The sequence below is a fragment of the Streptomyces sp. NPDC094034 genome, from assembly GCF_040303865.1.
In the GTDB taxonomy this organism is placed as follows: domain Bacteria; phylum Actinomycetota; class Actinomycetes; order Streptomycetales; family Streptomycetaceae; genus Streptomyces.
In genome coordinates, this window is sequence record NZ_JBEOUD010000002.1 from 67,887 (window position 1) to 90,118 (window position 22,232).

The following is a 22,232-nucleotide window of genomic DNA, read 5'->3' on the forward strand; positions in this document are numbered from 1 at the left end:
GAACAGAGGGGAGTTGAACGCATGAGCGAGGGGGCGAAAGGCACACGCACATGCGCACGTGCGTGCGGAAGCGGATACGGACCTACTCCGCGCCCCTCGCCCGTTCCAGCACCAGAAAGCCGCCCACCTCCCCGGTGACCGTGTAAGTGGCCCGTGGATGCAGCCGCTTCGCGTACGCCACCGGGTCCCCGACCCACCTGGTCCTGTTGTCGAGCGCGAGGTAGTCCGGGGTGATGCCTCGCGTGTCGCCCACCCAGAAGACCCGGCAGCGCGACGTGAGAAGGCTGATCGGCCCGACATTGGCCTCGACGGTCGCGTCGTCGGGGATGCTGTCCAGCAGCCGTTTCGCCGCCCGTACTTCGGGACGCACCCGGTAGGTGTCCGGCTCGGCCAGCGCCGACAGCGGCAGCGACGTGGTCAGGGCCAGCGCCGCCGCCGCGACCATCGCCGGGAGATGGTGCGCGTAGGAACGCAGCCAGGCACGGGAGCCGCCGCAGACCCGCACGATCGCGTCGACCAGCGCGAGCGTCACGATGGGCATCAGTACGGCGTTGTAGTGCCAGGCCGTGCCCCAGTAGTTGTCCTCCGACGACAGAAAACGCCAGCCGATCGTGGGCAGCGCGATCAGCACCAGCGGGGAGCGCAGGGCGAGGAGACCGGCGGTCGGCAGCAGGAGCCAGAGGAGCGTACGGAACTTGACGTCGAAGCCGTCGAGGGGGCCGGCCCCGCCCTCGACCTTGACCCAGTAGTCGTACGTGTCGCCGGAGTTGAAGGCCGGTATGACGAACGCGAAGGTGAGCACCGCGGCGACCACCGCCAGCGCCGCCACCGCCAGCGCGTCGGGCACGACACGGGGCGCCGTACGCCGCGCGCGCACCGCCACGACCAGCGCGATCGCGGCGGCGGTCAGCCCCAGATCCTCCTTCACCAGCACCAGCGGCAGCGCCCAGCACAGCGCGGCCCGCCGGCGGCCCGTCAGCAGCGCTTCGAGAGCGAAGGCGATCAGTGGGACAGCGAAGGCGATCTCGTGGAAGTCGAACTCGACCGCCCGCTGCACACCCCACGACAGGCCGTACCCCACACCGATCGCCACCCCGGGCCGTCGCCCCAGCAGACGGGCCGCGACGCGGGTGACGGGGATGGCCGAGAGCGCGAAGAGCGCGGCTTGGGCGACGAGCAGCGTGACGGGCGTCGGAAAGAGCCGGTACGCGGGGGCCAGCAGCGCGACGACGGGGCTGAAGTGATCGCCGAGTATGTTCACGCCGGGCCCCTTGAGGTCGGCGACCGGGGCCTCCAGCTGCGCGTACGCGCGTATCACCTGCTCGAAGATGCCCAAGTCCCAGGACATCGTCCGCAGTTGCAGATACCTGGATATGGACAGTGCGGCATACGCGCAGAACAGGACCACGGCCACGATGTACGGATCCCGGCCCCGGACGGTCCGCGTCGGGCTCGCGGCCGGTTCGGGAAGCGGTGTGGAGGGCGGGGCCGGTGCCCCGGTTCCGGGCGGGGCGAGGCTGACTCCGTGCATGGGGTGGGGTCTCCCTAACCGGCCGGCGCCGACGAGATGCTCGCGCCGGAGCCGGGCGATGTCATGACCGACGGTCCGGAGCCGATCCCCGAACCGAGGGGCGGCGCCGTGGACGGCGGCGCCGTGGACGGCGACGCCGTACCGGACGAGAACGAGGGAGTGCCGGACGGCACCCCGCCGAGCGGTGAGCCGGAGGACACCTCGGCGGACGTGGTCGGAGCGGACGGCGACGCGAACCGGCTGCTGTTGGACGGCGGACCGGGCGGCGACGAGGGCGGGGTCAACGAGGGGACGGGACGGGCGGGCGGCTGCTCGGAGGTGAGGTTCAGCGCGGCGAGCGCGCTCGCTCCGCTCAGCGCACACACCGCGCACGCCGCGGCGAGGGCCAGCGTCGCACGCCGACGCCGCGTCCCGCGGGCCTCGATCTCCTCGACGGGCAGCGGCAGCACCTGCCGTCCGCTCTGGGTGGCGGCGTGCTTGAGCGCGGCGGACAGGGGATCCTCCTCGCTCGGACGGAACTCAGGCACCGTGCTCCTCCTCGGAGGTGTCGGAGGGGGGTGAGTCGTCGAGCCCTGCCGCGAGCGCGGCCCTGGCCCGGGACAGATGAGTCTTGACGGTTCCGGTCGAGATGCCGGCCTCTGCCGCCACCTGCTCCACCGTCAGATCGCACACGTAGTGCAGGACCGTCACCTGACGCTGTCGCTCCGGCAGCGTCTGGAGCGCGGCGACGAGAGCGACCGTGCCCGGTTCGGGAGCGGTCAGGGCCCGCGGTTCGCTTCCGCTGTACCGCCGCCAGGCCTCCAGGGCCCGGCCCCGCCCGCGCCACCGGCTGACCGCCAGCCGGAACGCGACGGTACGGATCCACGCCTCGGGTCCCGCGTCCCTGTCCAGCTTCGCCCGGCGGCCCCAGGCGCGTACGAAGGCCTCTTGCACCACGTCCTGAGCCTCGTGGAGGTCTCCGGTCATCAGATACACCTGTCCCACCAGCTGCTGAACGGAGTGAGCGTAGAACTCCTCAAACTCCTCGACGGTCATGCGGCTCCCAGGACGTGGTCAGATCTCAGGGGGTATACGCATGGGGGCGCCGATCCGGTTGACACCGTTCCGCGAATATCTTCCGCACCCGTCGCACCCGGCATCGCGTAGAGAGTCCGGACATGCCGGAGGCCCGGCCCCGCGCAGTGCGCCGGGCCGGGCCTCGGAGTGGGATCAGCGGTTGCCGACACCGTTCCCGGACAGAACCGGGATGTCGTCCAGGATGTGCGACAGCGCCTCGTCGCCCTTGGCCTGAGTCGAGTTCTCGACACACTGCTGGTTCTGCGGGGAGGACAGGACGTTGACGTCCTGGACCGCGATCGGAATGGCGCCGATGAGGGAGCCGACGTTCGCCTTGAGCGGCAGACCGACACAGGGCTTGTTCAGCGAGCCCTGGACCAGGCCCAGCTGCGGGCTCATGTCGCCCTTGGTGGACTGGTTGCCGAAGGCCTGCTTCGCGCCGTTGCCGCTGAGCGACGTGGTGCCCGAGTCGTCACCGATGGCGAGCGCCGGCGACGCGGCGGTCGCCGTGGCTCCGACGATCGACACCGCTACAGCGGCGGTTGCCCACAGCTTCTTCATTTAAATACCTTTCCGGAAAGTCGGACTCCACCGGTGGAGTCCGCCATGCTCAACTCGCTCACGGATGGATTAGTTTCGGCGATTCCCCCGAATGGCGTACTGCAATATTCAGAGAAAAAGGCCGGTCCACCGCGGAATTCAGCGGCGGCCCGGCCTGGCGGCCCAGCCGATTTCTCAGTGGTTGCCGGTGCCGTTCCCGGACAGGATCGGAATGTTGTCCAGGATGTGCGACAGCGCCTCGTCGCCCTTGGCCTGCGTCGAGTTCTCGACACACTGCTGGTTCTGCGGGGAGGACAGGACGTTGATGTCCTGGACCGCGATCGGCACGAGGCCCAGCAGGGCGCCGGCGTTCGCCTTGGCGGGAAGTGCGATACAGGGCTTGTTCAGCGAGCCCTGGATGAGGGCGATCTGCGGGCTCATGTTGCCGTGGGTCGCCATGTTGCCGTACGCCTGCGTGGCGAAGTTCCCGCTGGCGGACGTGGTGCCACCGTCGTTGCCGACGGCGAGCGCGGTGGGCGCGGCGGCGGCGGAAACGCCGACCACGGAGGTGGTGACGGCCAGACCGGCCATAACCTTCTTGATCACGATGAGTCCCCTTCTGAAGGAAGCCCCTAAGTCCCCGGGGCTACTGGTGCAACTCCAGACCCCGGGTTTGGTTCCGGCCCTTCACTCCAACGGTGTATTACCGGGGATCAACAGGGCCGCAACCCCCAGTAACGCCACGGACAATGCCGCGCGCACCGGCAAGCCGATCGAGTGAAGCAGCGGAACTAAACAGCTGATGCCCGGTTGTGCAGGTCGCTCCGCACGCATTCTTTGATGAAAAGGAACACATCGTGATCAAGAAGATTATGGTCGGCGCGGCCGTCGCCGTCTCCGTGGTCGGCGTCACGGCCGCGGCGGCGCCCTCGGCGTTCGCGACCGGCAACGACGACGGCACCACCTCCTTCAGTGGGAACGGTGCCAAGGAGGCCTACGGCAACCAGTCCACCAAGGGTGACCTGAGCCCCCAGGCGGAGCTGATCCAGGGCTCCCTGAACGACCTGTGCCTCGGTGTTCCGGTCAAGGCCAACGTCGGCTCGCTGGTCGGCCTCCTCGTGCCGGTCGCGGTCCAGGACATCAACGTCCTGTCCAACCCGCAGAACCAGCAGTGCGCGGAGAACTCCACCCAGGCCAAGGGCGACGAGCCGCTGTCGCACATCCTGGACGACATCCCGGTCCTGTCCGGGAACGGCGCGGGCAACCGCTGATCCCGCACCTCCCGCACCTCCCGCGGCGCGTACGGGCCGGCTGGGGCAATGGAGCCCCGGCCGGCCCGTACGGCGTTTACGGCGGTGAATGGAGAGCGCGCACGGCGTGTAGAATTCCGTCAAATTCCAGCAGTGTTCCGGGTTGCGTGGCTAAGAAAACATTATCGTGGCAACCGAGTGAAGTATCGGCTGCCTAATTCCCGAACAGTTTCTTCGCCTCAGTCCGATCGTTGGACCTCCAGCAGCGGACGTGTGAGCCGGGACAGCCGTGCTCGCGTTCCACGAAAGCCGTGCGAACGTATTCGCCGCTGCGGAAAGGGCTCAAGATGAAGTGCAAGAAGGCCGCAACGGTCGTCGCAGGCCTGCTCCTGGCCATGGGTTCCGCTGCCCCGGCCATGGCCGACGCCGAGGCGGAGGGCGTAGCCGCCCACTCCCCGGGTGTTCTCTCCGGAAATGTCGTCCAGGTTCCCGTGAACATTCCCGTCAATGTGTGCGGCAACAGCATCGACGTCATCGGCCTGCTGAACCCCGCGTTCGGCGCCAAGTGCATCAACAAGTGACGTTGCAGTGACGTTGTAAGGGCATCCCTCGGGGGTGTTCTCGGCCGGTCCCGGGGCGTGTTCGGCATGCGCCCCGGGACCGGCCTCAGTTGGCACCGATTTCAACAACGACCACTGCTCGCCGCACCGGCGAGCAGGAGGAGAACCAGATGCGAGATCTCATCAGTAAAGGACTGCTCACCGCCGCCGCGGCGTCGAGTGTCCTCTCCATGAGCGGCGGTTACGCCCAAGCCGTGGACGCCGACGGGGCGGCCGTCGGCTCACCGGGCGTGCTCTCCGGGAACAACGTTCAGGTGCCTCTGGAGATCCCGGTCAATGTCTGTGGGAATACGGTGGATCCGATCGGGGTGCTCAACCCCGCTTTCGGTAATGCCTGTGCCAACACGTCGGGCGCGCCGAAGCACGCGTCGCATCCGGCTCCCGCGCCCCACGCTGCCCCGGGCCCGGAGGCAGCTCCAGGGCCCCACTCGGACCCCGCGCCGCATGGCGCTCCCCCCGCGCACGGCGCTCCCCCCGCGCACGCGACGCGGCCGGCCCCCGAAGCGGACGACGCCGCCACCCCCGCGGCCCCGCCCCAGAGCCACGCGCCGCATCACGGCGCGCCCGGCCAGGCGTCCCCGGGCGGGCACCACCACGAGGCCGCCGGCTCCACGCACGCCTCCGCCGCCGCCGTCGGCTCACCGGGCGTGCTCTCGGGCAACGCACTGGAGGCCGTCCTCGACATTCCCGTGAACGTCTGCGGCAACTCGGTCGATCTGATCGGCGTCCTCAACCCGGTCTTCGGCAACTTCTGCGCGAACGGCACCCCGCGGCCGCCCCAGGAAACGCCCGGCACCCCCGGCTCCCCGGCGGCCCCCGAGGCGCCCGAGCCGCCCGAAGCCGCCACACCGCCGGGCGGCCGTGTCGTGGACCCGGCCGACCCCGCCACGCAACCGCGGACCCCGGCCCCCCGGGGTTCCTCCGACGCGATCCTGCCCGCCTCGATGCCCCTGCCCGCGGCCTCGGACGAGAGCGCCCAGCTGGCCTCCACCGGCAGTGATCTGAACCTGCTCGCCATGGGAGCGGCCAGCGCCGGTCTGCTGCTCGGTGGTGGAATCCTCTACCGCCGCAGCACCGCCGCCTCGCGCGTCTGACGGAGTATCCGCCCGGCCGGGAGAATCACGACGGATTCTCCCGGCCGGCTTGTCCCCGTCCCACCCGCTGCGGCCCGGGGCCGCACCGTCAGGACAGTCTCGGCTCCCCCACCGGCGCCGGTGAAGCCTGCCGCTGGCGGACCGTGACGAGCGATCCGCCACGTGATCCGAGCCGCCGTCGCACCCCCGCCACCAGCCGGTCGGCGGTGTACGCGGCCCCGTACACGAACCGCATCGAGGGGCCGAAGGACGGGGCGCTCAGCAGTCCCGCGACGAACAGCCCCGGATACGAGGACTCGAAGAGCGCGCTCGCCTCCGGAGCGCTGCTCGGGCGCACCGTCCGCATACCGGCACGCAGTTCGCGGTCGACCAGACCGAGCCGTTCGAGCCCCGGGGTGAATCCGGTGGCGGCGATGACATGGTCGGTGTCCACAGTCCCGACCCGGCCCGTGGTGGAGACCAGCTCCAGCCGTACGCGCCCGTCCACCCGGGACGCGCCCGCCACGCTCTCCCCCAGCCGGACGTCCACCGCCGGCTCGAAGCGGTCCCGCAGCCACCACGCGCCGGCCGGGCCGAGCGCCGAGGTGAAGACCCGGGCCCGGGTCGTCTCGGGCAGTCTGCGGAAGATGCCCGGGGTCTCCGCGTAGAGGTAGTTCTTCCATCCGCAGCCCAGCCCGGTGTGCGGGGCGCGGGCCGCCTCCAGGGCGGGGCGCTGCCGGGGCGGCGGCAGGGTGTTCCAGTTCAGTCGGTCCGACCGGGCCACCACCCGTACGACGGTGCCCTGTTCGGCGAGGAGCGCGGCGGTCTCCAGGGCGGCCTGCCCGGCGCCGATGACCGTCACGTCCTGGCCCTGGAAGCGCGCCAGATCGGCGTGGTGGCTGCTGTGCGAGACCTGCTCGGAGGGGAGTCCGCGCAGCGGGGCGGGGATGTCGATGAAGGGCATCACGCCGACCGCGAGCGCCACCGTACGGGCGAGGACGGTGGTCCCGTCGGAGGTGTCGAGCCGGAACCCGCCTGGGCAGGCCCGTACGGACGTGATCGTACGTTCGTCGACGGGCGGTGCCGCGCGCTCCGCGAACCACAGGCCGTACGAGGCGAAGAAGCCAACGGGCAGCGGGGAGGCGTGGCGTACCTCCACCCCCTGGGTCGCGGCGTAGGCGGCCAGGCTGAACGCGCCCTTGGGGGCGGAGAGATTCGACGCCCATGGTTCCGACTTCAGGAACATGCCGGGTGGCATATTGTCCCGCCACGAGGCCATGGGTCTGCCGAACACGCGCAGATCGAGGCCGGCCGCCGCCGCGTGGGCGGCGATGGAGAGTCCGTAGGGGCCTGCGCCCACAACTACCAGGTCGTACATCGTGTGTCCCGTTCTCTGCGTCGAAGGTTCTGACAGGGGGCTTGGGATGGTTGACGGACGGTTCATCAGGGCCTCTGGGAGACAGGGGGGCGTGGATTCGCGCGGTTCCTGCCGCGCCCGCGCTGCCGTACGGGGGACGTGCGGGGCCGCTCGGAGCCGCCCGTATGCCGTCCCGGCAGCGCCCGTCTGAGCCTGCGCCAGCCACGCCGTACGACATGCAGCGCCCACGCGACGGCCATGGCGTACGCGGGCAGCGGATCGTCCAGCGCGAACCACGCGGCCTCCGTGGACCCGGGCCGCGGCACACCGCGCCCGCCACGCCGGCCGCCGCTGCGCCCGAAGGGCGAGAGGAGCGACGAGCGCGGGGACGCGAGAAAGGACAGCAGGGCGTAGTTCTCCACTACGAAGGTCCTGCCGTGCGCCGCCTCCTGCGGGGGGACGGTACGGCCGGTGAGGTCGAGATGCAGGGCCCGTACGACGTCGGTGCCCGACCGGTCGGTGAAGAGCCGGAACTGCGCGCCGGGCCGGGGGTTGAAGTCGAGCAGATGGTAGGCGCCGGTGGCGGTGTCGAGCCGGAAGTCGAGGTCGAGGATCCCGCGGTAGCCGAGCGCCGAGACCATCTGACGGGCCATCCGTTCGACCGCCGGGTTGGGCAGCCACCGGCCCACCGCGGTCAGTCCGGCCCCCACCGGCCAGGAGCGTTCCTTGCGCCCGGCGGCCCCGATCAGACACTCGCCGCCACCGCCGCTGTAGCCGTGGAAGAACCAGTCCAGGTCCCGGCCCTGCGGCAGGAACTCCTGGAGGAGCAGCCGGCTGCCCGCCTCGGCGCTGCGCGCGTACAGCTCTCGCGCCTCCTGCGGGGAGCGTACGACCAGGGTGCTGCGCAGCCCGGTCCCCGCCGGGAGGAGCCACGGTCTGCTCCACTTCGCCACCACCGGCAGCCCGAGCGACCAGGCCGCCGCCGCTGCCTCCTCGGCGCCCGAGGGGATGACGGTGCGCGGGTGGGGGATGCCGAGTGTGCCGCAGATCCCGACCAGTTCCGCTTTGTCCGCCACCCGTTCCGGCAGTCCTGACGGCTGTTCAGGGAGCAGATAGCGGCCGTCGAGCCGCTCCCGCAGCCGGCCCACCGCGATCGCGCTCAGGTCGTCCATGGCGATGAGCACGGGCGGGGTGGTGAGCCCGTCCGCGATGCCGAGCAGCAGGCGCTGAATCTCCGACAGATCCGAAGACTCCGTCAGATCCGTGGGGTGGTCGGGCCGCAGATGCGCCGTGCGCAGATAGCGGGAACGGCCCACGGGGCTGCGCGCGCCCTCGATCACCGCGTGGACCTCGATCCCCGCGCGGCCAAGGGATCTGACGGCGCCAAGGGTGCCGTGGTGGAACGGGTTGCGGTCGAGCCTCATGAGTACGGCGGGGACTCGGGTGTCAAAGCTCGGCACGTTGATGTCCTTCATTTCGGTAACCCATGCGGGGGATGAAATTCACGAACGGACTACTGGAACGCCAGGCCGGGTTCCCGATCGGCTTATTAGAAATACTTTTGTGATCAACGTGACCACGGATCGAGGCCACGGAAAGAGGTCCACACTCACGAGGAGCGGACATGCCCCTTCGACGACGACGGCTGACGACCACCTGCCTGGGAGTGGTCACGGCCGGCCTCCTCGCTTCCGGTGCGGCGCCGCCCGTCGCCCATGACGCGGACGCACGGGCCGCGACGGACGAATCGATGGCACACGGGAAACCGAAACCGCCGAGGGCACCCGAACCCGCGATGGGCGCGTATCTCGATTACGGTCCGAAGGGCGTCCGGCGCATCGCCGCCATGCAGCGCTGGCTCGGCGGCAGGGAGCTTCGGGTGGGGCACACCTATCTTCCCGGGGACGTGTGGTCGAACATCGAGGGCGGTCCCGGCTTTCTGGAGGACTGGGCCGCCTGGCGAAAGGCGAAGGACGACCGGCTGTTCGTCCTCAACGTCCCCATGCTGGAACACAATGAGGAGCGGGTGCCGGACGCTCTCGTCCGCGAGGAGCTGCGCAAGGCCGCGCGGGGCGATTACGACGGTCACTTCAAGACCCTGGCGCAGCGGCTCGTCGACCTGGGTGTTCCGGACACGGTGATCGTGCTCGGCTGGGAAATGAACGGGGTCACGTACACGCATCGCTGCGGCCCCGACCCGGAGTCGTGGAAAAAATACTGGAATCGCATCGTCACCACCATGCGCGCAGTGCCAGGACAGAAGTTCCGGTTCGATTTCGCTCCGAACCGAGGACGGGACGCCATTCCCTGGACCGAGTGCTATCCGGGTGACGATGTCGTCGACATCATGGGCATGGATTCTTATGACCAGCCCCCGGGCCGGACATTTGATGAACAGGTGAATGAGCCCTTTGGGCTTCAGGAGCACGTGGATTTCGCCGCTGCACACGGAAAGGTTATCTCCTATCCGGAGTGGGGCCTCTTCCGCAACGGTGACAACCCGGAATACATGCGCCGCATGCTCCAATGGATCGACACATACAAACCGGTGTACAACACGGTGACCGACTACTGCCCGCACGGCATCTGGCTGTGCGGGCAGAATCCGAAGTCGTCGAAGATGTTCCGGTCCCTGCTGTACGGGTTCAAGCCGGAGCCCCTGCCGCTCCCGGAGCCCCTCCCGACACCCACGCCGCCGCCGACGCGGCCGCCGGGGAACTGTACGCCGCTGGACCTCGGTCCCTGGGTGGAGAAGTGGCTCGGAGGCAAGATCTGCATCCGCCTCAACTGGTCGCGGCGCGAGGACAGCTGACCAGCCACCCGTACGGGGCGGCGGCGGCCGGGGTCATCCCCCGGCGCCGCCGTCCCGCAGCCGTTTGACGAGCGCCGCGGCCCGGTCGCGGCCCGCCGCCTGCGCGACCAGCAGGTGCAGGGACGGCGCCAGATGCGGCCGGGCGAGCAGCAGCCGCTGGTTGCGGACGGTCTCGGGACGCCAGTGGTGTTTGTACGGCTCATTGCCGCGCAGCATGCTGAGCGTGGCGCGGCCGCTCGCGCTGATCCGCTGTGCCCCGCTCCGCAGCAGCATCGAGGCCACGTCCACCTTCCTGGCACGCAGCGCGGGATCGGCCCCGTACAGATAGCCGCCCTCCAGCCGGCCGGAGATCAGGGTGAGATCGGCGGCCACCACCGCGCCGGACAGCCGGAACTCGGTGAGCCGCGCGTCGCCGTACTCGGTCATGGCCCGTACCGACCGGGTCAGATGGTCCGCGAAACGGACGCTGAGGTGTTCCGGGGTGACCCCGCGGCCCCGCCACTGGAGCCGGTGCAGCTCCAGCAGCCGCCCGACCGCCGCCGGGATCTCGTCCTTGGGCACCACCCGCTCCTCGATGCCCAGCGCGTCCAGCTTGCGCAGTTTGGCGCGGGCGCGCTGGGCGCGCGAGGAGGTGAGCCTACCGAGCAGTTCGTCCATGGGAACGCCGGGCAGTTCGAGGCAGAGGGAGTCGTCCAGCTTTCTGCGTGGGCCCGTCCAGCGGGCGAAGATTCGTTCCGCCGCCGCCCCCGGCCGTACTTCGCGCAGATCGATCACCGCCGTTCGGGCCAGCTCAGCGAGCGACGTCACCAGCTCACCCGCCGCCGCCTCGGCGCAGTCGTCGTGCAGCAGGACATCGGAGAAGTCGGAAATGGAGCCGCCGAGTTGGACGAGGACGGGCAGGGGCCGGTGGACGAGCATGAGCGGGGCCGCGGCGACGAGTTTCGCGCCCCGGCGTACGAGCACGATCCGCAGCCCGCGCCGGTTCCCGTACGACAGCCACCACGAGTGCAGCCACGAATGGCTCTGGAAGGGCGTGGCCGTGCGCGAGCATCGATACAACTCGTGCCAGGCCGGGGCGAGTTCGGCGAAGCGGCCGGCGTCACGGCAGAGCTCCGTGGTGAACACCGGGCCGGACGCCCGCGACGCGGACCTGAACAGCGGGGAGAAGACGCGGAGGTGCGTGACCGGAGGGGCTGGGCGGGTCGCGGCGGTGCGCGCGCTCGATTCGGCGGCCATCAGGCGCTCACACCGTTTCCGACTGCGGCAGCGACTGTGCCTGGGACTGGGCATGCGGCTGGGTATGCGGCTGGTCGGATGTCGCCGGGCCGGGTACGTTCGCGTGGAACTCACCGCGCCGCGGTTTCGGTCTGACCAGCAGTCCGAGCCCGCCGAGCAGCCCGCCCGCACAGCCGCCCACCAGGGCCGACAGCCCCGCCGAGGGGGTCACCGGAGCGGCCGGCTCGACCGCGCGGGAGAACTGGAGCACCCGCACCCTCGTACTGCCCTGCAAATGGGAGCCGTTGACGACCAGCGCCCGTGCCACCCCGTCCGCCATGTTCACCGCGGTGGAGGCCCGGTCCGAGGTCGCCGTCACGGAGATCATCGGAGCGTCCGGCGAGGTGGCCGTCCGCACGCTCTCCCGGAGCGTCCGCGCGGGCACCCCGGCCCAGACCGGCGCGTCACCGATCAGCGCGACCTGCGTGGCGACACGCCCATAGGCCGTCGCGAACCCCAGCGCGGCGGCCGGGTCGGACTTCTCCGTCGGTACGACGACGACATAACTGGTCGCCGAGTACTGCGGTGTGCGGAGCATCCCGTACGTGCCACCTGCCAGCGCCCCGGCCAGGACCGCCACCGGCACGATCCAACGGGCGGGCAGCGCCGTCACCTTCGACAGCGGGAGCCTGACCCGGCGCGACACGGCGGCGGCGGAAGCGGCGGTGGAACCGGCGGTGGAAGCGGACGCGGGTTCGGGGACGGCGGGCCGGCGCCGCGCGGCCGGGCGTCGCGGAGGATTGGTGTGCGGGGTCATGAGCAGCTCACTTCTCGGAGGGGGCCGGGCCGCGGACGGCGTTCTCGTAGACGGTCATCAGCTGGTGGGCGCTGTGGGCGATGTCGTAGTGGCGCGCGGCCGGGGGTACGGGCAGCCGGCGCGGTCCCGCCTCCTCGAACCGCCGTAGTTCGTCGACGAGTCCGGGTACGGAGCCACTGACCCGGCGCGCTCCCGGCGCGGCGTCGGCGGGCAGGTCCTGGAGGGCGGGGCAGGTGACATGGAGGACCGGCAGCCCGGCCGCCAGCCCCTCCACGACGGCGAGTCCGAACGCCTCGTCGGGGGAGGTGGAGACGAAGACGTCCATGGCCGCGAGCAGCGAGGGGAGATCGGGCCGGCGCTGTGACGGGAGCGCCGCGGGCGGGGGCGGCGGGTCCTGGCAGGCGCCGTGCAGCAGGATCCGGTCGGCCGCTCCCCGCTCCCTCGCGAGCCGCAGGAGCCGGTCGCGCTCGGGTCCCTCACCGATCAGGAGGAGGCGCGCGTCGGGCAGTTCGGCGACGGCCCGTACGAGCCGGTCGAAGCGCTTGCCGCGGGTGAGCCGTCCCACCCCGCCGACCACGAAGGCGCCCTGGGGCACTCCCAGACGCGCGCGGGCCGCGCCGCGCGCTGTCTCGTCGTAGGCGAAGCGCCCGACCTCGATGCCGTTGGGCACCACATGGATACGGTCGGGGCGCACCCCCCAGCGCTCCAGGCGCCGGGCGACGGTGGCGGAGACGGCGACGGTCGCGGTGCCCAGGCGTTCGCCCGCGAGATAGAGGGCGCGGGCGCCCGCGGAGAGCGGCCGGCCCTCGATCTGGACGGCCCCGAGGGAGTGTTCGGTGGCCACGATGGTCCGTACGCCGGCGAGACGGGCCGCGAACCGCCCGTACAGGCAGGCGCGGTAGAGGTGCGTGTGCACCAGGTCGTAACGTCCGCGCTTGATCAGCCGCGTGAGCCGGGGCAGGGCGCCGAGGTCACCGTTGCCCGCCATGTCGAGGTCGGTGACGGGGACACCGTCGGCGACGATGCCCTCGGCGACCGCTCCCGGGTTGGTGAGCGTGATGACCTCGCAGTCCGTGGGCAACTGACGTAACAGAAGGCGGAGTTGCTGCTCGGCGCCACCGATGCCGAGTCCGGTGATGATGTGCAGCACCCTCATGTCGTCGTTGCCCGGGTGTCGGCCAGGGCGGCCACCGGGGCCGCCGGGGCCGCGGGCCCCACCATGGCCATCGCGTCCCGAGCGGTCCGTCTGGTGTGCGCCGCGTACTCGGCGTACTCCCCGGCCGGGACGGGCTCGCGGCGCCAGCGGTGCAGCCGCCGTTTGAGGTTCAGCCTGGGGCCGGTGTCGCCTTCCCCGATATGGACGCGGGGCAGCGCGAACACACCGGTGAGCGGCCCCGGGTCGATGGCGCAGGCGTACGCGTAACCGGCGGCGCGTACGGCCTTGATGGCGCGGGCGTCGACCGTGCCGTACGGATAGCAGTAACCGGCCACCTCGTGACGGCCGGTCAGGTCCCGGAGCAGTTCCCGCAGGAGTTCGCGGCTGCGCGCGGTATCGGCCGCGATCAGCGCCTCGTCGGCCTTGGTCAGATCGGTGTGGCGCAGCCCGTGCGAGCCGATCTCCATGCCCGCCCGCGCCGCCGCGCGGATGCCGTCCGCCGTGAGGAGGGGCTTGCTCGGACCGGGACTGTCCCATTCGTTCGTGCCGCCGAGACGGCCCGGCAGGACGAAGACGGTCGCCGTGAACGCGTAACGGCGCAGCAGCGGGACGGCCTGTTCCAGGAAGTCGGCGTACCCGTCGTCGAAGGTGAGCCCGACGAGCCCGGCGCCCCGCCCCCCGGCACGGGCGCGCAGCAGCCGGTCCATACTGACGCCGGTCAGCCCCCGGCGGCGCAGCCAGCGCAGCTGCCGTTCGAGCCGGTCCGGCGAGACCGTCACCCGGTAGGGATCGTCGGTCGGGTCGGCGACGGAGTGGTACATGGCGGCCCACAGGGGGCCGGCGGACACCGTGTCAGCGGACATGCGCGAGCTTTCGTGTGAGGAGGCGGGTGAGGAAGCGGAGGATGGTGTCGGTCTCGGGGGCCCGCAGGGCGTGCGCGATGACGAGGAACACCGCGCCGACCACCACGCAGGCCGCCATCGCGCCCAGGACGGGTGACGGGACGAGGGCTCCGCAGAGCCATCCGGAGCCGGTGGCCGCCGCCGCGGCGGCGGCGAGCTTGACCAGCCCCCCGGTCATGAACCGGAGGCTGACGGGCACGCTGTGCCGGCCGACCCGGTACAGCATCAGGGCGGCGGTGACGGTGATACCGAGGGCGTTGGCGGCGGCGATGCCGAGCACGCCCCACACCTGTACGAGCAGGGCGCCCGCGCCGGTCGTCAGCGCGAGCCCGCTCAGCATCGCGAACGCGGGGAACCACAGCGGGCGCGCGGCGGAGAAGTAGCAGCGTACGAGCGCTCCGACGAGGGTGTGGCCCAGCAGGCCGAGCGCGTACACCCGCATCACATCGGCGGTCGCCGCCGTGTCCGCCGGGTCGAACGCGCCGCGCTGGAACAGCACTTCGATGATCTGCGGCGCGCAGGCGACCACTGTCGCGGCGCCGGTCAGCACGATTATCCCGGCGAGCGCGAGATCTCGCTCGACCCGGAGCCTGGCCCGCTCGGTGTCCCCCGCCGCCATGGCGCGGGCGACCACCGGGAAGGTGACGGTGCAGAGCATCATGGAGAGCGTCATCGGGATCTGCGCGACCTTCTGCGCGTAGTTCAGATGCGAGATGGCACCGGCCGGCAGCGGTGCGGCGAGGAACCGCTCGATGAGGACCTGCGACTGCCTGCTGAGCGCGAAGACGATGACGGGCGCCAGCAGGGCGAGGGCGACGGTCGGTCCGCCGCCCGCGCCCTTCGGTCCCTGGCCGGTCGTGGTCACGTCCACCGGCCGGCGCGCGCGCAGCCTGCGCCACAGGAGGGGCGCCTGGACGAGGACCATGAGCGCGCCGCCGATGGCGACCCCGGCGGCGGCGGCCCGTACCCCCCACCGGTCGCGGACCAGCAGCATGGTGGTGATGATCCCGGCGTTGTACGCCACGTAGATCATCGCGGGGGCCGTGAAACTGCCGTGCGCGCGGAGCGCCGCGCTGCAATAGCCGGCCATGCCGAAGGTGAAGGCGCATGTGGCGGTCAGCCGGGTGCAGTCGACGGCGAGCCCCGGCTCGGGCAGCCCCGGCGCGAGGAGGGCCACCACCCAGGGCGCGGTGGCCACCAGCAGGGCCGAACCGGCGCCGAGGGCGAGGAACAGCCGGGGCAGGGTGCTGCGCACCAGCAGCCGTACGGGGTCGGGATCCAGCACCGGTGCGGTGGCACGCCGGGCCAGTGCCAGGCTGAACGCCGGTACGAGGATCAGCGCCATGGCGTCCTCGATGAGGAGCGTGGCGGCCACCTCGGGCACGGTCCAGGCGACCAGGAAGGCGTCCGTATCCGGGCCCGCGCCGTAGAGATGCGCGATGGTCTGGTCGCGGACGAGCCCGAGCAGCGCACCGGCGGCGGTCAGCAGCGCGGTGAGGAAGGCCGCGCGCGCCAGGAACCGTCCGGAGGTGAAGGAGCCGCGGCCCTCCGCGCCGGTGCGGGTCTTGCCTCCTGTGCCGTCTCGGCCCCTGCCTCCGCCCTTCGCGCCCGCCGGGGAGGGCGGAGGCGACTGCGGCGGCACGGCGGGAAGGGAGTGCCTCGTATCGCTCACGCGCGACCGGCCTCACTCGTGGCGGGCCGCTCGACCGGTCCGAGGGCCCACCGGGCCGCGAGGCCGAGCATCACGGCGGTCAGTACGGTCGAGGGTCCGCCGATGTCCGCGTAACCGAAGTCGACCAGCTGCCAGACCAGCAGCCCGGTGACGGCGAGGCCGCAGTCGGCGCCGGTACGGGAGCGGTGCGCGGCGGGCAGCCGGCGCAGGGCGCGGACGAGGAGCGCCGCCCAGCTGCCCGCCAGGGCGACGACGCCCAGCAGCCCCTGTTCGCTGAGGACGAGCAGATACATGTTGTGCGGGGAGAGCAGTGGCTGACGCTGGAAGCCGAGACCGGCGCCCTCGGTGTCGCTGGCGGCGGAGAGCGCGAGCGAGGCGTGGCTGTCGCGGTAGGCGGGGAAGCCCTTCAGCCCGACGCCGGTGACGGGGTGTTCGCGCCACATGCCGGTGGCCGCGGCCCACATGGTGTACCGGTCGGTGACGGACTGGTCGGGCGCGTCGGTGACCCGTGTGATGCTGCCGAGCCGTTCGGTGATCATCTGCGAGCCGATACCGAGGCCTCCGACGAGTACGACGCCGAGCGCCCCGGCCACGAGCGTGACCACGACGGCGCGGCGCGGCCCCGACAGCGTCAGCTGGAGGGCGACGGTCACGGCGGTGGCGATCCAGGCGCCGCGGCTGAAGGACAGGGCGAGGGGTACGGTCAGCAGCCCGGCGCAGCCGAGTGCGACGGCGCGCCGCACGCGGGCCGCGTGCCGCCCCCGGCCGGCCGCCGCCGGGCTCAGGGCGAAGCCGATGGAGATGACGAGTCCGTACGCGACGACCGTGGCCATGCCCATCACGTCGGTGGGGCCGAAGGTGCCGACCGCGCGGATCTCCTCGCCCATGTACGAGGCGCCGGTGCCGGTCAGATACTGGGTGACACCGATCGCGCCCTGCACCAGCGCGAGGACGACGACGGACCCGGCGACCAGCCGGAAGTCGCGGCCGTCGCGCAGGAGCAGCAGCAGCGCGCCGGGTACCAGCACGAAGATCTGGAGGTAGCGCGCCACTCCCGGCAGGCTGGCGGCCGGGTCGTGGGCGCTGATCGCCGCGATGGTCACGCCCAGCACGGGAAGTCCGAGGACGAGCGCGGCGGTACGGGTCAGCGGCCTGGCCCGGTCGCGCAGGACGCGTACGAGGCAGTACAGGACGAGCAGTCCTGAGGCCGCGTCCGCGACACTCCCGGACCCGGCGGAGCCGTCCCCGGCCGGCGCCGATTCCACGGCGAGCAGCGCGACGACCGCGACGGCCGGCAGCAGATGAGCCGACCGGCGCAGGACGTGTCCCCACGGACCCGCCGCCGGAAGCGGCCGGCCCGCGGGCCCACGGACGGCGGGACGGCGAGCGGCCGGCCCGGCGACCCCGACGGTGCCCGGGAAAACGACGCCGGTGGCGTCGGCGGCCATCAGCTGCCCGCCGGGCGGACGAGGGACACGGCGGTCCGCAGCAGGATGCACACGTCCTGCCACAGCGACCAGTGGTCGATGTAGTGGTTGTCGAACCGCGACCGCTCTTCGATGGAGGTGTCGCCGCGCAGCCCGTGGACCTGTGCGAGACCGGTGATCCCGACGGGCATCCGGTGCCTGGCCGCGTAACCGGGCTGGGTCTTGCTGAAGTTGGCGACGAAGAACGGACGCTCGGGCCGGGGCCCGACCAGGCTCATGTCACCGCGCAGCACGTTCCAGAGCTGGGGCAGTTCGTCCATCGACGTACGACGCAGGAAGTTGCCCACCGGGCTCATCCGCAGATCGTTGGCGATGTTCCAGCGGGTGGCGGACTCGTGCTCGTCGGCCGGGCGCAGGGTGCGGAACTTCAACAGGGTGAAGGTGCGGCCGTGCTGTCCCACGCGTTCCTGGCGGAAGAGCACATCGCGGCCGTCGCGGAACCGGACGGCGAGCGCGCAGGCCAGCAGCACCGGCGAGGCGGCCACCAGCAGCGGAAGCGTGAACACCACGTCCAGCAGCCGTTTGACGACGGCTCCGCGCCGACGGCCGCGTACGGCGGGCGGCTCGACACGGCGGGCGGCGAACCCCCAGAGGTGCCGCTCCATGGCCACGGGCGCGGCGGTCAGATCCCACGGCCCGGCGCCGACGAACCAGGTGGCGCAGCCGTACTCGTGGAACAGCGCGACGAGGGCCGCACGGTCCGTACCGTCGCCGGGCTCGGCGGCGCCGGGGTCGCGGAATCCGGAGTCGTGAAATCCCGGCTGACTGAACCCGGGCTGATTGAACCCCGGCTGGTTGAACCCGGGCTCGTTGAACCCGGAGTCGTTGAATCCAGCTTCGTTGAATCCTGCTTCGTCGAACCCGGAGCCGCCGAGCCCGCGGTCACGGTCGAGGAACCGGTGGTCGATGAACAGCGCGTCCTGGACACCGTTCTGGATGACCGCCCGGTGGATCTCCTCGGCCGAGGTCAGCACCGGCAGGGCGGGGGCCTCCGTCACCGCGCCGTCCCGCCCGCCGGTTCTGGTCGCGGCCCGGTCCGCCTCGTCCTCGTCCTGGGCGGGCCCGGCGATACCGACGGGCCGCAGACCGTACTCGGGATGCTGGGCGAGCAGCGCGGCCAGCCGCCGCGCGGCCTGGCCCGACCCGACGACCAGCGCGGACCGCAGCCGGTTGCGCGCCACGGCGCGGCGCCGGGTGTGCAGGAGCGAGCGGCAGCCGCAGGCGACGACGAGTTGGAGTGCGCAGCCGCCGAGCAGCGCCGGTACACCCACGGCCAGGGCGGGGAGGAACGCGGCGAGTACGGCCGCGGCGGCGCACCAGGCCACCGCGATCCGGGCGGCCAGCGCGGGCAGTTGATCCAGCCCCGACAGGACGCCACCGGGACGGTAGAGCCCGGCGGACGCGTTCAGTACTGTCACCCAGACGAGGAGCTGGACGACGAGAACCGCGTCACGCTGCTCGTCGTTGAGCACGACGGTGGACAGCAACGCGGCGAACACGTCCGAGGCGATCAGCGGGAGGGCGAAGCGCAGCGTGGCACCCGGGGACCGACGGGCCGGCGACGCGAGGCGGTCCGAGGCGTCGCGGGGGGAGGCGATCGAGGCGCGCCGCGGGACCTGCTGCCCCAGGGTCCCTGGCCCCGGGGTCCGCGGTCCGACGGTCTGCCCGAGCGCCTGCTGTCCGAGTCCCTGCTGTGCCACCGTCTGTTGTCCCACCGCCGGTTGTCCCAGGGCCTGTTGCCCCATGGCCTGTTCCGCTCTCCGCGCCCGCCCGGTGGGCGGCGGAACGCTGGTGCTTTCCGTGGTCACTGGGGAATCGGCTCCCTGCGTTCGGGGCGCGGCACTGAGGCGACTTCGCGGTACACGTCCGCGATGGCCCGCGCTGTCTGCCGCACGTCATAGGTGCTGAGTACGTGCTGATGGCCCTGGCGGCCGATGGCTTCGCGCAGTGGCGCGTCGCGGAGCAGAGCGCCGATGGCCGCCGCCAGCGCGGGCGGGTCCTCCGGCGGAATGAGACAGAGCGCTTCGTGACCGGGCGACAGGCTCTCGCGCGCGCCGTCCACATCGCTGAGGACGACGGCCCTGCCGCTCGCCATGGCCTCCAGCGGCGCCACCGCCATGCCCTCCCAGCGCGAGGGGAGGACGACCAGATCGGCCGCCCGGTACCAGGGCGCGGTGTCCGGTACGGCTCCGGCGAAGAGCACCGACGGCGGCGCGGCGGCACGCAGTACGTCGGCGTCCGGCCCGTCCCCGACGAGGACCAGCCGCGCTCGGGGCAGCTGGAGGAGGATCTGCCGCCAGGCCCGCAGCAGGATGTCCTGGCCCTTCTGCCGGCAGAGCCGCCCGACGCACAGCACGAGGGGTGTGCCCGGCGGGAGAGCGGCCAACTGCGGGAGTGCCGCGCGCGCGGCGGTGGTGTCGGCCATGGCCGCGGCACCGGACGGCCCCGCGGCGGCACCGGATTCCCCGCCTACGGGACCGAACCGTCCGGTCGCGGGACCGAACCGTCCGACATCGACTCCGTTGTGGACGACGGACCAGGGGGCACGGATTCCGGCCCGCTCGCCGGTGCGCCGTTCCGCGTCACTGACGCATACGACCCGGTCGGTCCACCGGACGGCCCAGCGCTCCCAGCACCCGGCCAGCCGGCCCGTCATGCCGCCGACCGCCTCGAACGACCAGGCGTGCGGCTGGAAGACGGTGGGCACCCTGCCACGGACGGCGAGCCGTCCGGCCAGTCCGGCCTTCGCGCTGTGGGCGTGCACCAGATCGGGCCCGACGCGCCGTACCACCCGAGCCGCCTGCGCGACCTCACGGACCAGTCCGGGCCCGGGGTCGCGGGTCACCCGCCAGCCATGGACCTCGGCGCCGAGCCGGGCCGCACCCGCGGCCAGCGGCCCTTCCCCGGGACAGGCGACGGCCACCCGTACACCGGCCTCCAGTTGCGCCCCGACCAGATCAAGAACCACTCTGGCCACTCCGCCGTCGACCGGCTGGACGAGATGAAGAGCGGTGAAGCCGGCCCCGGGCCGGCGCCGTTGTGGCCGCACGCGCAACTCCTCCACTCGTGGATACGGGAAAACGATCTCTTCGAGCGGGCTCGGGGCGCCCGGATTTCAGTTCCGGTTGTCCGCTCCTATGAAAAACGCACCGGCGCGGCAGGGGTCACGCTTCACGCCGAATCGAACACTTGAGTTATCCGGCTCCCCTCGATTTTATTACGACCCCAAAAACCGCCGAATTCCATAAATTGGCACTCCGTCTCGAAGATCGAAACAAGAAGGCACCTTTACAGAGGGCGGAGTGAAAATCACGTGAGACGCGCTGAATCGCGCTGAACGTACAAAAGGACTCTTACGAGCGGCTGTTCCTCGGTCAGCGGGTCGCCGCACCGCGGCCAGGTGACACATGGGGCGTCACTCATTCGGACGCGCAACCGACGGGCGCCCCCGGCGTTGATGCATAAGTCGGGCAATCGCGCCCGGCGCGTATAGCGTCCCCCTTTCGACCGAGGAGCCCTTCTCCATGTCGCGTATCGCCAAGGCTGTTGTTCTCTCCACCGCGGCCGCCGCCGCTGTCGCCGGGGCCTCCGGCGCCGCTGTCGCCGACGCCGGTGCGGAAGCCGCGGCCATCGGCTCCCCGGGTGTCATCTCCGGCAACGTCGTCCAGGTCCCGATCCACCTGCCCGTGAACGTCTGCGGCAACACGATCAACGTCATCGGCCTGCTCAACCCGGCCTTCGGCCACACCTGCATCAACAACTGACGGCCTTCGCCGTCGCTGTCGGCGCCATGTCGGCGCGATGCCGACGTCGCGTCGGCGTCGCTCGCGAGAGCCGCTCTTCCCCTCGGGGAAGAGCGGCTCTTCCGCTGTCCGGGGGTCACCCTTACGTGCCCGTGTGTCCACTCTTCCGGCGGCGCTGCGCGGCACCACGCGGACGCCGTCCGGGCACGTCGGGGCAGGTGAGAGACGGGCCGGAGCAGGCCGGGGCAGATCCGGGCGCCGTCCGACGACCGTACGGGCGATGCCCTTTCGGTTGCGTGCCCCCCGCGGGCCACGGACGGTGAGGTGAACGTTCCTCCTCGTCCCGAAAGGACACAGGTATGCGTCTCAAGCTCTCCCGCCGTGTCACGACCGGCGCCGTGTGTGCCGCGCTCGTGCTCGGCACCGCGGCCCCGGCCGCCGCCCATGAACTCCCGCGCGACACCGGCGCCGACAGCACGGCGGCCCCCGCGCCGGGTCCGGCGGCACCCACGGCGCCCACGGCATCCACGGCGCCCACGGCGCCCGCGTCACCCGCGTCGGAGACCAAGCCCTTGGCGGACGTAGGTGACCTGCTGAAGCCCGTCGCCGAGCTGGTCAAGGCGGCGCTGAAGGCACCCGGCGGCGAACTCTCGCCCGCGGACATCGAGAAGCACACCAAGGCCATCAGGGACGCCGTGGCCGCGCTGAAGGCCACCGCCGACGACGACGCGCTGGCCGATGTGGTGGTGACCGTACAGAAGACCACGGACTCCTTGCTCGAACCCGCCACCGAGGCCGAGCCCCAGCAGCCGTGAACGGCCTTCGCCCGGCCGCTCGTTCGATACGGGAACGGAGCGAGTTCCCTTCATTCGGGTGGCCTGTCCAGAATTCCTTCCCGACGGAGTTTCCGCCACGCGCACACGTCGTTACTGATGACGAGCGACCGCGCGAATGGGACCTCCAAGAGGCCTGTGCGAAGCGTGAGTTGCCTCGCAACAGAC

General features: G+C 71.6%; 21 protein-coding genes. 6 read left to right on the top strand and 15 right to left on the bottom strand.

What is annotated here, in order from left to right:
- Positions 1-82: 82 nt before the first annotated feature.
- The 5 genes from ABTZ59_RS02870 to ABTZ59_RS02890 all read right to left on the bottom strand — a co-directional run bounded on the left by ABTZ59_RS02870 (position 83) and on the right by ABTZ59_RS02890 (position 3,733).
- On the bottom strand, positions 83-1,531 hold the full coding sequence (locus ABTZ59_RS02870) for a DUF2079 domain-containing protein (RefSeq protein ID WP_351389239.1): 1,449 nt from the start codon (positions 1,529-1,531) through the stop codon (positions 83-85).
- A gap of 14 nt (positions 1,532-1,545) precedes the next feature.
- Positions 1,546-2,058, bottom strand: a complete 513-nt coding sequence (locus ABTZ59_RS02875) for a hypothetical protein (RefSeq protein WP_351389243.1) — start codon at positions 2,056-2,058, stop codon at positions 1,546-1,548.
- Positions 2,051-2,566 carry a SigE family RNA polymerase sigma factor gene (locus tag ABTZ59_RS02880; RefSeq protein WP_351389247.1) on the bottom strand — a complete coding sequence of 172 codons (516 nt, stop codon included), beginning with the start codon at positions 2,564-2,566 and terminating at the stop codon, positions 2,051-2,053. Before ABTZ59_RS02880 ends, ABTZ59_RS02875 begins: the two co-directional genes overlap by 8 nt.
- Before the next feature lie 174 nt (positions 2,567-2,740).
- Positions 2,741-3,148 carry a rodlin gene (locus ABTZ59_RS02885; protein WP_351389252.1) on the bottom strand — a complete coding sequence of 136 codons (408 nt, stop codon included), beginning with the start codon at positions 3,146-3,148 and terminating at the stop codon, positions 2,741-2,743.
- A 174-nt stretch (positions 3,149-3,322) separates the two neighbouring features.
- Entirely contained in the window at positions 3,323-3,733 is a 411-nt protein-coding gene (locus ABTZ59_RS02890) for a rodlin (protein WP_351389257.1), read from the bottom strand.
- A gap of 254 nt (positions 3,734-3,987) precedes the next feature.
- Here ABTZ59_RS02890 and ABTZ59_RS02895 point away from each other — a divergent pair, with 254 nt between their 5' ends.
- From ABTZ59_RS02895 to ABTZ59_RS02905, 3 genes are all read left to right on the top strand, one after another.
- The gene (locus ABTZ59_RS02895; protein ID WP_351390091.1) at positions 3,988-4,398 is read left to right on the top strand and encodes a rodlin; all 411 of its coding nucleotides are present in this window, start codon (positions 3,988-3,990) and stop codon (positions 4,396-4,398) included.
- Between the two features lie 326 nt (positions 4,399-4,724).
- A complete protein-coding gene (locus ABTZ59_RS02900) occupies positions 4,725-4,958 on the top strand; it encodes a chaplin (protein WP_351389260.1) in 234 nt (77 codons plus the stop codon).
- Positions 4,959-5,107: 149 nt separating this feature from the next.
- Entirely contained in the window at positions 5,108-6,091 is a 984-nt protein-coding gene (locus ABTZ59_RS02905; protein WP_351389263.1) for a chaplin, read from the top strand.
- An 88-nt stretch (positions 6,092-6,179) separates the two neighbouring features.
- Here ABTZ59_RS02905 and ABTZ59_RS02910 read toward each other — a convergent pair whose 3' ends face one another.
- Positions 6,180-7,448: an NAD(P)-binding domain-containing protein gene (locus ABTZ59_RS02910; protein WP_351389266.1), complete on the bottom strand. Its 1,269-nt coding sequence runs from the start codon at positions 7,446-7,448 to the stop codon at positions 6,180-6,182.
- A gap of 65 nt (positions 7,449-7,513) precedes the next feature.
- Complete coding sequence (locus ABTZ59_RS02915) at positions 7,514-8,887, bottom strand: carboxylate--amine ligase (RefSeq protein WP_351389271.1); 1,374 nt, start codon at positions 8,885-8,887, stop codon at positions 7,514-7,516.
- A gap of 164 nt (positions 8,888-9,051) precedes the next feature.
- Between ABTZ59_RS02915 and ABTZ59_RS02920 the strand changes: the two genes are divergently transcribed.
- Positions 9,052-10,239, top strand: a complete 1,188-nt coding sequence (locus tag ABTZ59_RS02920) for a glycoside hydrolase family 26 protein (RefSeq protein WP_503001872.1) — start codon at positions 9,052-9,054, stop codon at positions 10,237-10,239.
- 33 nt (positions 10,240-10,272) lie between these two features.
- Here the strand turns inward: ABTZ59_RS02920 and ABTZ59_RS02925 are convergent, their stop codons facing one another.
- Genes ABTZ59_RS02925 through ABTZ59_RS02960 form a run of 8 tightly spaced genes read right to left on the bottom strand, consistent with a single transcriptional unit; the run spans position 10,273 to position 20,537 of the window.
- Entirely contained in the window at positions 10,273-11,475 is a 1,203-nt protein-coding gene (locus ABTZ59_RS02925) for a GNAT family N-acetyltransferase (RefSeq protein ID WP_351389278.1), read from the bottom strand.
- Positions 11,476-11,482: 7 nt separating this feature from the next.
- Positions 11,483-12,271 (bottom strand): YveK family protein, encoded by a 789-nt coding sequence (locus ABTZ59_RS02930; RefSeq protein ID WP_351389282.1) that lies wholly within the window; start codon positions 12,269-12,271, stop codon positions 11,483-11,485.
- Between the two features lie 7 nt (positions 12,272-12,278).
- The gene (locus ABTZ59_RS02935; RefSeq protein WP_351389285.1) at positions 12,279-13,427 is read right to left on the bottom strand and encodes a glycosyltransferase; all 1,149 of its coding nucleotides are present in this window, start codon (positions 13,425-13,427) and stop codon (positions 12,279-12,281) included.
- Entirely contained in the window at positions 13,424-14,290 is an 867-nt protein-coding gene (locus ABTZ59_RS02940) for a polysaccharide deacetylase family protein (RefSeq protein ID WP_351389288.1), read from the bottom strand. The genes ABTZ59_RS02935 and ABTZ59_RS02940 overlap by 4 nt, the downstream gene beginning before the upstream one ends.
- The gene (gene murJ, locus ABTZ59_RS02945) at positions 14,280-16,001 is read right to left on the bottom strand and encodes a murein biosynthesis integral membrane protein MurJ (RefSeq protein ID WP_351389294.1); all 1,722 of its coding nucleotides are present in this window, start codon (positions 15,999-16,001) and stop codon (positions 14,280-14,282) included. Before murJ ends, ABTZ59_RS02940 begins: the two co-directional genes overlap by 11 nt.
- Entirely contained in the window at positions 15,998-17,449 is a 1,452-nt protein-coding gene (locus ABTZ59_RS02950) for an O-antigen ligase family protein (protein WP_351389297.1), read from the bottom strand. Before ABTZ59_RS02950 ends, murJ begins: the two co-directional genes overlap by 4 nt.
- Complete coding sequence (locus tag ABTZ59_RS02955; protein WP_351389301.1) at positions 17,449-19,296, bottom strand: sugar transferase; 1,848 nt, start codon at positions 19,294-19,296, stop codon at positions 17,449-17,451. The genes ABTZ59_RS02950 and ABTZ59_RS02955 overlap by 1 nt, the downstream gene beginning before the upstream one ends.
- Entirely contained in the window at positions 19,293-20,537 is a 1,245-nt protein-coding gene (locus ABTZ59_RS02960) for a glycosyltransferase (protein ID WP_351389306.1), read from the bottom strand. The genes ABTZ59_RS02955 and ABTZ59_RS02960 overlap by 4 nt, the downstream gene beginning before the upstream one ends.
- Positions 20,538-21,012: 475 nt before the next feature.
- On the opposite strand from ABTZ59_RS02960, the gene ABTZ59_RS02965 reads away from it, so the two are divergent.
- Both ABTZ59_RS02965 and ABTZ59_RS02970 read left to right on the top strand, forming a co-directional pair.
- The gene (locus ABTZ59_RS02965; protein WP_351389309.1) at positions 21,013-21,252 is read left to right on the top strand and encodes a chaplin; all 240 of its coding nucleotides are present in this window, start codon (positions 21,013-21,015) and stop codon (positions 21,250-21,252) included.
- 338 nt (positions 21,253-21,590) lie between these two features.
- Positions 21,591-22,046 carry a hypothetical protein gene (locus tag ABTZ59_RS02970; RefSeq protein WP_351389312.1) on the top strand — a complete coding sequence of 152 codons (456 nt, stop codon included), beginning with the start codon at positions 21,591-21,593 and terminating at the stop codon, positions 22,044-22,046.
- Positions 22,047-22,232: the final 186 nt, after the last annotated feature.

Coding starts and splice junctions, on each gene's coding strand:
- ABTZ59_RS02940 (WP_351389288.1), bottom strand. CDS start 14,290: ATGTCCGCTGACACGGTGTCCGCCGGCCCCCTGTGGGCCGCCATGTAC.
- ABTZ59_RS02910 (WP_351389266.1), bottom strand. CDS start 7,448: ATGTACGACCTGGTAGTTGTGGGCGCAGGCCCCTACGGACTCTCCATC.
- ABTZ59_RS02965 (WP_351389309.1), top strand. CDS start 21,013: ATGTCGCGTATCGCCAAGGCTGTTGTTCTCTCCACCGCGGCCGCCGCC.
- ABTZ59_RS02885 (WP_351389252.1), bottom strand. CDS start 3,148: ATGAAGAAGCTGTGGGCAACCGCCGCTGTAGCGGTGTCGATCGTCGGA.
- ABTZ59_RS02870 (WP_351389239.1), bottom strand. CDS start 1,531: ATGCACGGAGTCAGCCTCGCCCCGCCCGGAACCGGGGCACCGGCCCCG.
- ABTZ59_RS02930 (WP_351389282.1), bottom strand. CDS start 12,271: ATGACCCCGCACACCAATCCTCCGCGACGCCCGGCCGCGCGGCGCCGG.
- ABTZ59_RS02900 (WP_351389260.1), top strand. CDS start 4,725: ATGAAGTGCAAGAAGGCCGCAACGGTCGTCGCAGGCCTGCTCCTGGCC.
- ABTZ59_RS02880 (WP_351389247.1), bottom strand. CDS start 2,566: ATGACCGTCGAGGAGTTTGAGGAGTTCTACGCTCACTCCGTTCAGCAG.
- ABTZ59_RS02950 (WP_351389297.1), bottom strand. CDS start 17,449: ATGGCCGCCGACGCCACCGGCGTCGTTTTCCCGGGCACCGTCGGGGTC.
- ABTZ59_RS02920 (WP_503001872.1), top strand. CDS start 9,052: ATGCCCCTTCGACGACGACGGCTGACGACCACCTGCCTGGGAGTGGTC.
- ABTZ59_RS02905 (WP_351389263.1), top strand. CDS start 5,108: ATGCGAGATCTCATCAGTAAAGGACTGCTCACCGCCGCCGCGGCGTCG.
- ABTZ59_RS02925 (WP_351389278.1), bottom strand. CDS start 11,475: ATGGCCGCCGAATCGAGCGCGCGCACCGCCGCGACCCGCCCAGCCCCT.
- ABTZ59_RS02935 (WP_351389285.1), bottom strand. CDS start 13,427: ATGAGGGTGCTGCACATCATCACCGGACTCGGCATCGGTGGCGCCGAG.
- ABTZ59_RS02970 (WP_351389312.1), top strand. CDS start 21,591: ATGCGTCTCAAGCTCTCCCGCCGTGTCACGACCGGCGCCGTGTGTGCC.